Genomic DNA, 10,587 nt, shown 5'->3' on the forward strand with positions numbered 1-10,587 from the left:
GGATCGCGCTGTCCGCTCGTCCACAAACCCCGGACGGGCTGAAATGCTTTCAGCCCGTCCGGCGTTTGAGGACCGGTGGTTCGGGGGCAGCGCCCCCGAGAGCGCGACGGGAACGGGTAGGGGCGGCGGGGGCGCGAAACACGGTGCGGGCGGGCCGCAGGGGTGGTCGCGCATACTGGTGCCGTTATGGAAATCGTCATCCTTGCTGTAGTCATCGCCGTGGTCGTGATCGGCGCGCTCGGCGGCCTGGTCGTCGGCAGCCGCCGGCGCAGGCAGCTGCCTCCGCCGCCCCCCGCCGCCCCCGACATCACCGCTCCGCCGGCCGAGCCGCACGTCGGCGACGAGGCCGAGACGCCGCGCGACGAACCGCGCCGCACGATAGAGGAGGTGGATCTTCCGGACGCCTCGGCGACCGCCCCGGTCGTCGAAGCACCCCCGGTCGAGATCGAGGTCCCGGAGCCGACCGCGGGTCGCCTGGTGCGGCTGCGCGCCCGGCTCTCCCGCTCGCAGAACGCGCTCGGCAAGGGGCTCCTCACGCTCCTCGCGCGCGAGCACCTCGACGACGACACCTGGGAGGAGATCGAGGACACGCTGCTCACCGCCGACGTCGGCGTGCAGCCCACCCAGGAGCTGGTCGAGCGGCTGCGCGAGCGCGTGAAGGTGCTCGGCACCCGCACGCCCGAGGAGCTGCGCGGCCTGCTGCGCGAGGAACTGCTCACGCTCCTGGTACCCGACTTCGACCGCACGGTGCACACCGAGTCGCCGCTGGACACGCCCGGCATCGTGATGGTCGTCGGGGTCAACGGCACCGGCAAGACCACCACCACCGGCAAGCTCGCCCGTGTGCTGGTCGCCGACGGCAAGCACGTGCTGCTCGGCGCGGCCGACACCTTCCGGGCCGCCGCCGCCGACCAGCTGCAGACCTGGGGCGAGCGCGTCGGCGCCCGTACCGTACGCGGTCCCGAGGGCGGCGACCCCGCCTCGATCGCCTTCGACGCGGTCAAGGAGGGCATCCAGGAGGGTGCCGACGTCGTGCTCATCGACACGGCCGGCCGGCTGCACACCAAGACCGGCCTCATGGACGAGCTCGGCAAGGTCAAGCGCGTCGTCGAGAAGCATGCCCCGCTCGACGAGGTGCTGCTCGTCCTGGACGCCACCACCGGTCAGAACGGTCTGGTGCAGGCCCGCGTCTTCGCCGAGGTCGTCAACATCACCGGCATCGTCCTGACCAAGCTCGACGGCACGGCCAAGGGCGGCATCGTCATCGCCGTCCAGCGCGAGCTGGGTGTCCCCGTCAAGCTCATCGGTCTGGGCGAGGGCGCGGACGACCTGGCGCCGTTCGAGCCGGAAGCGTTCGTGGATGCTCTTATCGGAGAGTGAGAACGCGTACGACCCGTACGCACGTGATGAAGGGCCCCGCTCCATGGTGCAGATGGAGTGGGGCCCTTCCGTATCGGCAGGCCTCTGTCGAGGAAGCCTGTGCCGACAGCTCTGTACGGCCGAGGCCGTGCGGCTCGGTCCGTGCCGTCCGGTCTAGGCGCGGGAGCGGTGGGCCACGTACGCCAGCGTTCCGAGCAGCAGGCGTGCGGCCGGTGGCTTCGTCGCCGAGTCGAGCGCGGGGGAGCGGAGCCAGCGGACCGGGCCGAGACCGCCGCGGTCGGAGGGCGGCGCCGTGATGTACGTACCGGACCCCAGGCCGTGCAGGTCGAGCGTGGCGTCGTCCCAGCCCATGCGGTAGAGCAGCTGGGGCAGTTCGGCCGCCGCGCCGGGTGCGACGAAGAAGTGGGCGCGGCCCTCGGGGGTGACGGTCACGGGGCCCAGCGGAAGACCCATGCGTTCGAGCCGGACCAGGGCGCGGCGGCCCGCGGACTCGGCGACCTCGATGATGTCGAAGGCGCGGCCCACGGGGAGCATCACCGCGGCGCCGGGGAACTCGCCCCAGGCCTCCGTCACCTCGTCCAGTGTGGCCCGCGCCGGGACGACGGGCGCGAAGTCCAGGGGATGCGCGCCGTGCCGGGAGCAGTCCGCCCGGCCGCACGAGCAGGCACCCGCGGCCGCCCGCGCGCCGGGCACCACGTCCCAGCCCCACAGCCCGGTGAACTCGGCCACGGCCGTGCACTCCGAGGAGCGGCCGCGGCGACGCGAGCCGGACCGAATTTCGCGGATGCCGCCGATCGTGAAACCCATGCCCCCTCCAACGGGTCCAGCGTGTCCGTGGTTACGTCACGAAATCAGGTAGTGACTCTCAGTTGCCATCCGTACTCTGAGTTCCCCTCCGCGCGCGGTCCGAATGCGGCGCCCGGTTGTATCGCGGGTGGTGCGCCCGGCTTCGCGCGCCCCGATGTGCATCGCTGCGCCCACTTCCGGCCGTCATGTGTCAAGTGAATCGCGCGTCGGCCACCGCGAGTTCATTCGAAGGGGTGGCGAATGGTGGCGTTTCCGGGATCGCCATGGCTGGAGCGGTGATCGTAGGATTACTGTGAGTGCACAGGTCCTGGGGACGCATGCACTCGTGGGTATGCCGGAGGCAACCCGGCTTCCCGTTCGATGGGTGAGAACAGCCGGACGGGCGGCCCTGTTTACCGGCATTCTGGTAGGGCTTGGCGCATACAGCGCGCAAGTGGGTTCAGGGATGGGGGCGTTCCAGTGGGCGGCAACGGCGGAAGCGGCACGACCGCGACTGGCACGGACAAACGCCCCAATGAGTTGTTGGGCTCGTGGTTCGTGCGCAGCGGCTGGTCCAAGGGCGAGCTGGCGCGCCAGGTCAACCGCAGAGCACGCCAGTTGGGCGCCAACCACATCTCGACGGACACCTCGCGCGTCCGCCGCTGGCTCGACGGGGAGAATCCGCGTGAGCCGATCCCGCGCATCCTCTCCGAGCTGTTCTCCGAGCGCTTCGGCTGTGTCGTCGCCGTCGAGGACCTGGGCCTGCGCGCCGCCCACCGGTCACCGTCCGTGTCGGGCGTCGATCTGCCCTGGACCGGCCCGCAGACGGTCGCCCTGATCAGCGAGTTCTCCCGCAGCGACCTGATGCTGGCCCGCCGCGGCTTCCTCGGCACGTCCCTCGCCCTGTCCGCCGGACCCACGCTCATCGAGCCCATGCAGCGCTGGCTGGTGCCCAGCCCCACCACCCCGCGCGCGGAGCCCGCCCTCTCCGCCGCCGCCTCGCGCCGCCCCGGCCGGCTCTCCCAGCCCGAGCTGGACCTCCTGGAGTCCACCACCGTCATGTTCCGCCAGTGGGACGCCCAGTGCGGCGGCGGTCTGCGCCGCAAGGCGGTCGTCGGCCAGCTGCACGAGGTGACCGACCTGCTTCAGGAACCCCAGTCCGAGGCCACCACCAGGCGGCTGTTCAAGGTCGCCGCAGAGCTGGCCGAGCTGGCCGGCTGGATGAGCTACGACGTGGGACTCCAGCCCACCGCCCAGAAGTACTTCGTCCTGGCCCTGCACGCCGCGAAGGAGGCCGCCGACCGGCCGTTGGGCTCGTACATCCTCTCCAGCATGAGCCGCCAGATGATCCACCTGGGACGGCCCGACGACGCGCTGGAGCTGATCCACCTCGCCCAGTACGGCAGCCGGGACTGCGCGAGCCCTCGTACGCAGTCCATGCTGTATGCGATGGAGGCCCGCGCCTACGCCAACATGGGGCAGCCCGGGAAGTGCAAGCGGGCCGTCCGGATGGCGGAGGACACCTTCGAGGACGCGGAGGAGTTCGACGAGCCCGAGGCCGACTGGATCCGCTTCTTCTCCGAGGCCGAGCTGCACGGCGAGAACAGCCACTCCTTCCGCGACCTCGCCTATGTCGCCGGCCGCAGTCCCGCGTACGCGTCGCTGGCCGAGCCCGTCATGCAGAAGGCCGTCGACCTCTTCGAGAAGGACGCCGAACACCAGCGTTCATACGCCCTCAACCTCGTCGGAATGGGCACGGTGCACCTCCTGCGGCGGGAACCCGAGCAGAGCACGGTCCTGGTCCGCAAAGCCCTCACGATCGCCAAGAAAGTGCGCTCGGAGCGGGTCAACACTCGTATCCGAAAAACAGTCGACACGGCCGTACGCGACTTCGGTGACCTCGCCGCCGTCATCGAGCTGACGGATCAGCTGGCCATCGACCTGCCCGAGACCGCAGAGGCGGTCTGACCCCCAGTACGCCGGCCGCGGCCACCGTCCATAACTGCCCGACTCGGCTCCCCCATGCCAGGTCATCGGACGGAGGCCGCGGCCGGTCCGGCTTCACGCGCCGCCCAGGACGCCCGCTCCCGCCCGAGTGGCAGGGGGCCGCGAGGGGTGCTTGATTGATGGCTGAGGCCGCGACCGGTGACGGCTGAGATCACGTCCGCCGAAGGTTGCGCCACGATAACGATCGGGACCGCCACAATCCGGCGGTTCATCGACGCGTAACACGCACGTTCTCTTCGTCACCCGGGCGAAACATGCAGGGGCTCCGGTCGAAACGGCGCTGCGCCAATCTCTGGCACATAACCGGCCCACCCCTCACAACCGCTCATGGCTTCGCCCGCACGGGGCCGTACCAACGACGAGGAGACGCCGATGGCACCAGCCATCACGCTTGCCGCAGACGCTCCCACGCTGTCTGCCGCCAACACCGGGTTCATGCTCATCTGTTCCGCCCTGGTGCTGATCATGACTCCCGGACTCGCCTTCTTCTACGGAGGCATGGTCAGGGTCAAGAGCACCTTGAACATGTTGATGATGAGCTTCATCAGCATGGGGATCATCACGATCCTGTGGGTCCTCTACGGCTTCTCGCTCGCCTTCGGTACCGACTCGGGCAGCGTCATCGGCTGGTCCTCCGACTTCGTCGGCCTCAGCGGCATCGGCAAGATGGAGCTCTGGGACGGCTACACCATCCCGATCTACGTCTTCGCCGTCTTCCAGCTGATGTTCGCGATCATCACGCCCGCACTGATAAGCGGCGCCCTCGCTGACCGAGTGAAGTTCACCGCCTGGTCCCTGTTCATCGCCCTGTGGGCCACGGTCGTGTACTTCCCGGTCGCCCACTGGGTCTGGGGCACCGGCGGCTGGGCCTTCGAGCTCGGCGTCATCGACTTCGCCGGTGGTACGGCGGTCCACATCAACGCGGGTGCCGCGGCGCTCGGTGTGATCCTCGTGATCGGCAAGCGCGTCGGGTTCAAGAAGGACCCGATGCGCCCGCACAGCCTCCCGCTGGTGATGCTCGGCGCCGGTCTGCTGTGGTTCGGCTGGTTCGGCTTCAACGCCGGCTCCTGGCTCGGCAACGACGACGGCGTCGGCGCGCTGATGTTCGTCAACACGCAGGTCGCCACCGCCGCCGCCATGCTCGCCTGGCTCGCCTACGAGAAGATCCGCCACGGCGCGTTCACCACCCTCGGTGCCGCCTCCGGCGCGGTCGCCGGTCTGGTCGCGATCACCCCGTCCGGCGGTGCGATCTCCCCGCTCGGCGCGATCGCGGTGGGTGCCATCGCCGGTGTGCTGTGCGCCATGGCCGTCGGCCTCAAGTACAAGTTCGGCTACGACGACTCGCTCGACGTGGTCGGCGTCCACCTCGTCGGCGGTGTCGTCGGCTCCCTGCTGATCGGCTTCTTCGCCACCGGCGGCGGCCAGTCCGACGTCGCGGGCCTCTTCTACGGCGGCGGCCTCGACCAGTTCTGGAAGCAGTGCGCCGGTGTCTTCGGTGTCCTCGCCTACTCCCTCGTGGCCTCCGCGGTACTCGCCTTCCTGATCGACAAGACGATCGGGATGCGTGTCCCCGAGGACGACGAGATCGCGGGCATCGACCAGGCCGAGCACGCCGAGACCGCATACGACTTCAGCGGCGCCGGCGGCGGCTCCGCACGCAGCTCGGCCACGGGCCCGGCCGTCGAGACCGCGAGCAAGAAGGTGGACGCATGAAGCTCATCACCGCCGTCGTCAAGCCCCACCGGCTCGACGAGATCAAGGAGGCCCTCCAGGCCTTCGGCGTCCACGGCCTCACGGTCACCGAGGCGAGCGGTTACGGTCGTCAGCGGGGCCACACCGAGGTCTACCGCGGTGCCGAGTACACCGTCGACCTCGTTCCCAAGATCCGTATCGAGGTGCTGGTCGAGGACGACGACGCCGAGCAGCTGCTCGACGTCATCGTGAAGGCGGCCCGTACCGGCAAGATCGGGGACGGCAAGGTCTGGTCCGTCCCGGTCGAGACGGCGGTCCGGGTCCGGACCGGCGAGCGCGGACCCGACGCGCTGTAGTCAGCAGACGAACAGGAGCCACTGGGTGACGAGTACGGACATGCGTACAGAAGCAGAGGACTCGGGACCCAGCGGCTACGCGGCGGCCCGGCTGCGCCTCCTCCAGGAGGGGGCGCGGTCCGGGCCGCCGCGCCGTTCGGCCCTCGCCGAACTGACCGACGACTGGCTCACCGGTCTCTTCGACGCCGGCGCCGAGAAACTGCGCGGCGTCTCCCTCGTCGCCGTCGGTGGCTACGGCCGCGGCGAACTCTCCCCGCGCAGCGACCTCGACCTGCTGCTCCTGCACGACGGCGGCGCGGACTCGGGCGCGATCGCCTCCCTCGCCGACCGCATCTGGTACCCGGTCTGGGACCTCGGCCTCGACCTCGACCACTCCGTGCGCACCCCCGCCGAAGCGCGGAGGACGGCGGGCGAGGATCTCAAGGTGCAGCTCGGGCTGCTCGACGCCCGCCACATCGCCGGCGACCTCGGCCTCACCGCCGGACTGCGTACGGCCGTCCTCGCCGACTGGCGCAACCAGGCGCCCAAACGCCTCCCCGAACTCCAGGAACTGTGCGCCGAGCGCGCCGAGCGCCAGGGCGAACTGCAGTACCTCCTCGAACCCGACCTCAAGGAGGCCCGCGGCGGCCTGCGCGACGCCACCGCACTGCGCGCCGTCGCCGCCTCCTGGCTCGCCGACGCCCCGCGCGAAGGCCTCGCCGACGCCCGCAAGAGCCTCCTCGACGTCCGTGACGCCCTGCACCTCGCCACCGGCCGCGCCACCGACCGCCTCGCCCTCCAGGAACAGGACCAGGTCGCCGCGGAACTCGGCCTGCTGGACGCCGACACCCTGCTCCGCCAGGTGTACGAGGCCGCCCGCATCGTCTCCTACGCCAGTGATGTCACCTGGCGCGAGGTGGGGCGCGTACTGCGGTCGCGCGCCGTGCGGCCGCGGCTGCGCGCCATGCTGGGCGGCGGCAAACCCGCTCCCGAACGCTCCCCGCTGGCCGAGGGCGTCGTCGAGCAGGACGGCGAGGTCGTCCTCGCGCGTGCCGCCCGCCCCGACCGCGACCCCGTACTGCCGCTGCGCGCCGCCGCCGCTGCCGCCCAGGCCGGCCTGCCGCTCTCGCTGCACGCGGTCCGCCGGATGGCCGCCGCGGCCCGTCCGCTGCCCACACCGTGGCCCGCCGAGGCCCGCCAGCAGCTCATCACCCTGCTCGGCTCCGGGCCCTCGACCATCGAGGTCTGGGAGGCCCTGGAGGCGGAGGGGCTGATCAGCCGCCTGCTGCCCGACTGGGAGCGCGTCCGCTGCCGGCCGCAGCGCAACGCCGTCCACATCTGGACCGTCGACCGGCATCTGATCGAGACGGCGGTACGCGCCGCCGAGTTCACCCGGCGCGTCCACCGCCCCGACCTCCTCCTGGTCGCCGCCCTGCTGCACGACATCGGCAAGGGCTGGCCCGGCGACCACTCCGTGGCCGGCGAGATCATCGCCCGCGACGTGGCGGCCCGCATCGGCTTCGACCGCACGGACGTGGCCACCCTCGCCACGCTCGTACGCCACCACCTGCTCCTCGTCGAAACGGCAACCAGACGCGACCTGGAGGACCCGGCGACCGTGAGCTCCGTCGCCGAGGCGGTCGGCTCGCAGGGCACGCTGGAACTCCTGCACGCGCTCACCGAGGCGGACGCGCTGGCCACCGGGCCCGCCGCCTGGTCCTCCTGGCGCGCCTCCCTCGTCACGGACCTGGTGAAGCGGGTCTCCGCCGCGCTCGCCGGGGACGAGCCCGAGGAGCCCGAGGCCGCGGCGCCCACCGCCGAACAGGAACGGCTCGCCATCGAGGCGTTCCGCACCGGCGGCCCCGTGCTCGCGCTGCGCGCCCAGACCGAACCGCCCGCCGAGGAACCCGCCGAGGACCGGGACCCCGAGCCCCTCGGTGTGGAACTGGTCATCGCGGTACCGGACCAGAAGGGCGTCCTGCCCGCCGTGGCGGGCGTCCTCGCCATGCACCGGCTCACCGTGCGGACGGCCGAACTACGGGCCCTGGAACTGCCCGACGGCGTCTCGGGCTCCGTCCTGCTGCTCGACTGGCGGGTCGCCGCCGAGTACGGCTCCCTGCCGCAGGCGGCCCGGCTGCGCGCCGATCTCGTACGCGCTCTCGACGGGTCCCTCGACATCGCCGGGCGGCTGGCCGAGCGGGACGCCGCCTATCCGCGCCGGCGGGGCATCGTGGCGCCGGCGGCCCGGGTGAGCGTGGCCTCCGCAGCGTCCCGGCACGCCACGGTCATCGAGGTGCGCGCCCATGACGCACCGGGGCTGCTGCACCGGATCGGGCGTGCGCTGGAGAGTGCGCAGGTACGGGTGCGCAGTGCGCATGTGTCCACACTGGGCGCGAACGCGGTGGACGCGTTCTATGTGACCGGGCCCGAGGGGGTGCCGTTGCCGGGGGAGCAGGCGGCGTCGCTGGCGCGGGCGCTGGAGGACACGTTGCGGGAGTAGATGTCCCACGGGGATCAGGCCGTTCTCTGTCCGCGGGTCCGCTGTGGCCGGGCGCGCCCCGCGGCGGAGCCGCACGACGGCCCAGCCCCGCGCCCCTTACGGGGTGTCCCGGTGCGCGGCCGAAGCCCGTGACGACGGGGTGGAGACCCTTTCTGGCGCGGGCAGATACTCTGGAGGGCGGACCTGCCCCCCTGCCCCCTACTTGAGGATTCGCGACCGCCGTGTTCGACACTCTCTCCGATCGCCTCGCAGCGACATTCAAGAACCTTCGCGGCAAGGGGCGCCTGTCCGAGGCGGACATCGACGCCACCGCGCGCGAGATCCGTATCGCCCTGCTGGAAGCGGACGTCGCGCTGCCGGTCGTCCGGGCCTTCATCAAGCAGGTCAAGGAGAGGGCCGTCGGGGCCGAGGTCTCGCAGGCCCTCAACCCCGCCCAGCAGGTCATCAAGATCGTCAACGAGGAGCTCGTCGGCATCCTCGGCGGCGAGACCCGCCGGCTGCGCTTCGCGAAGCAGCCGCCGACCGTGATCATGCTCGCGGGCCTGCAGGGTGCCGGTAAGACCACGCTCGCCGGAAAGCTCGGCAAGTGGCTGCAGGGCCAGGGACACACTCCGCTGCTGGTCGCCTGCGACCTCCAGCGCCCGAACGCCGTGAACCAGCTGAGCGTCGTCGGCGAGCGCGCGGGCGTCGGCGTCTACGCGCCCCAGCCGGGCAACGGCGTCGGTGACCCGGTCCAGGTCGCCAAGGACTCCATCGAGTACGCGAAGCAGAAGCAGCACGACGTCGTCATCGTCGACACCGCGGGCCGCCTCGGTATCGACGCCGAACTGATGCAGCAGGCCTCCGACATCCGCGACGCGGTCTCGCCGGACGAGATCCTCTTCGTCGTCGACGCGATGGTCGGCCAGGACGCGGTCAACACCGCGGAGGCCTTCCGCGACGGCGTCGGCTTCGACGGCGTGGTCCTCTCCAAGCTCGACGGCGACGCCCGAGGTGGTGCGGCGCTCTCCATCGCGCATGTCACCGGCCGCCAGATCATGTTCGCCTCCAACGGCGAGAAGCTGGACGAGTTCGACGCGTTCCACCCGGACCGCATGGCGTCCCGCATCCTCGGCATGGGCGACATGCTCACGCTGATCGAGAAGGCCGAGCAGACCTTCTCGCAGCAGGAGGCCGAGGCCATGGCCTCGAAGCTCGCCTCCAAGAAGGGCGAGGACTTCACGCTCGACGACTTCCTGGCCCAGATGGAGCAGGTCAGGAAGATGGGCTCCATCTCCAAGCTGCTCGGCATGCTGCCCGGCATGGGGCAGATCAAGGACCAGATCAGCAACCTCGACGAGCGTGACGTCGACCGTACGGCCGCGATCATCAAGTCGATGACCCCGGCCGAGCGCCAGGACGCGACGATCATCAACGGCTCGCGGCGCGCCCGTATCGCCAAGGGTTCCGGAGTCGAGGTCAGCGCGGTCAAGGGCCTGGTCGAGCGGTTCTTCGAGGCCCGCAAGATGATGTCCCGCATGGCCCAGGGCGGCGGCATGCCGGGGATGCCCGGGATGCCGGGCATGGGCGGCGGGGCCGGCCGGACGAAGAAGCAGCCCAAGAAGAGCAAGGGCAAGCAGCGGTCCGGCAACCCGATGAAGCGCAAGCAGCAGGAGGAAGAGGCTGCGGCTCGGCGTGAGGCCGGGCAGCAGGCGGGCGGCGCGCTCGGCCTGCCGGGCGGCCAGCAGCCCCAGAATTTCGAACTCCCCGACGAGTTCAAGAAGTTCATGGGCTGAACGACCTCGGGGGCACTGCCCCCGGGCCCCGTTTGTCCGCTGCCCCGGTGGGGGCGGGCCCAAAGGATTGCGCAGTTCCCCGCGCCCCCAGGTACCTGGGGGCGCGGGGAAC

7 protein-coding genes are annotated in these 10,587 nt (G+C 71.1%); 6 read left to right on the forward strand and 1 reads right to left on the reverse strand.

The features are described from left to right. Window positions 1–186 precede the first annotated feature (186 nt). Window positions 187–1,380 carry a signal recognition particle-docking protein FtsY gene (gene ftsY / locus ACFVH5_RS41725; protein ID WP_385838900.1) on the forward strand — a complete coding sequence of 398 codons (1,194 nt, stop codon included), beginning with the start codon at window positions 187–189 and terminating at the stop codon, window positions 1,378–1,380. Between the two features lie 153 nt (window positions 1,381–1,533). On the opposite strand, the gene ACFVH5_RS41730 is transcribed toward ftsY, so the two are convergent. Then, window positions 1,534–2,187 (reverse strand): bifunctional DNA primase/polymerase, encoded by a 654-nt coding sequence (locus ACFVH5_RS41730; RefSeq protein ID WP_384816360.1) that lies wholly within the window; start codon window positions 2,185–2,187, stop codon window positions 1,534–1,536. 459 nt (window positions 2,188–2,646) lie between these two features. Here ACFVH5_RS41730 and ACFVH5_RS41735 point away from each other — a divergent pair, with 459 nt between their 5' ends. From ACFVH5_RS41735 to ffh, 5 genes are all read left to right on the forward strand, one after another. Then, window positions 2,647–4,134, forward strand: coding sequence for a hypothetical protein (locus ACFVH5_RS41735; protein WP_385838901.1), 1,488 nt, complete (start codon window positions 2,647–2,649; stop codon window positions 4,132–4,134). 411 nt (window positions 4,135–4,545) lie between these two features. Then, complete coding sequence (locus tag ACFVH5_RS41740) at window positions 4,546–5,886, forward strand: ammonium transporter (protein WP_385838902.1); 1,341 nt, start codon at window positions 4,546–4,548, stop codon at window positions 5,884–5,886. Beyond that, window positions 5,883–6,221, forward strand: coding sequence for a P-II family nitrogen regulator (locus tag ACFVH5_RS41745; protein WP_055510557.1), 339 nt, complete (start codon window positions 5,883–5,885; stop codon window positions 6,219–6,221). Before ACFVH5_RS41740 ends, ACFVH5_RS41745 begins: the two co-directional genes overlap by 4 nt. A gap of 25 nt (window positions 6,222–6,246) precedes the next feature. Then, window positions 6,247–8,700, forward strand: a complete 2,454-nt coding sequence (locus ACFVH5_RS41750) for a [protein-PII] uridylyltransferase (RefSeq protein WP_385838905.1) — start codon at window positions 6,247–6,249, stop codon at window positions 8,698–8,700. 221 nt (window positions 8,701–8,921) lie between these two features. After that, entirely contained in the window at window positions 8,922–10,475 is a 1,554-nt protein-coding gene (ffh, locus tag ACFVH5_RS41755) for a signal recognition particle protein (protein ID WP_385838906.1), read from the forward strand. Window positions 10,476–10,587: the final 112 nt, after the last annotated feature.

This window comes from Streptomyces sp. NPDC127119 (assembly GCF_042677425.1).
Taxonomy (GTDB): Bacteria; Actinomycetota; Actinomycetes; order Streptomycetales; family Streptomycetaceae; genus Streptomyces.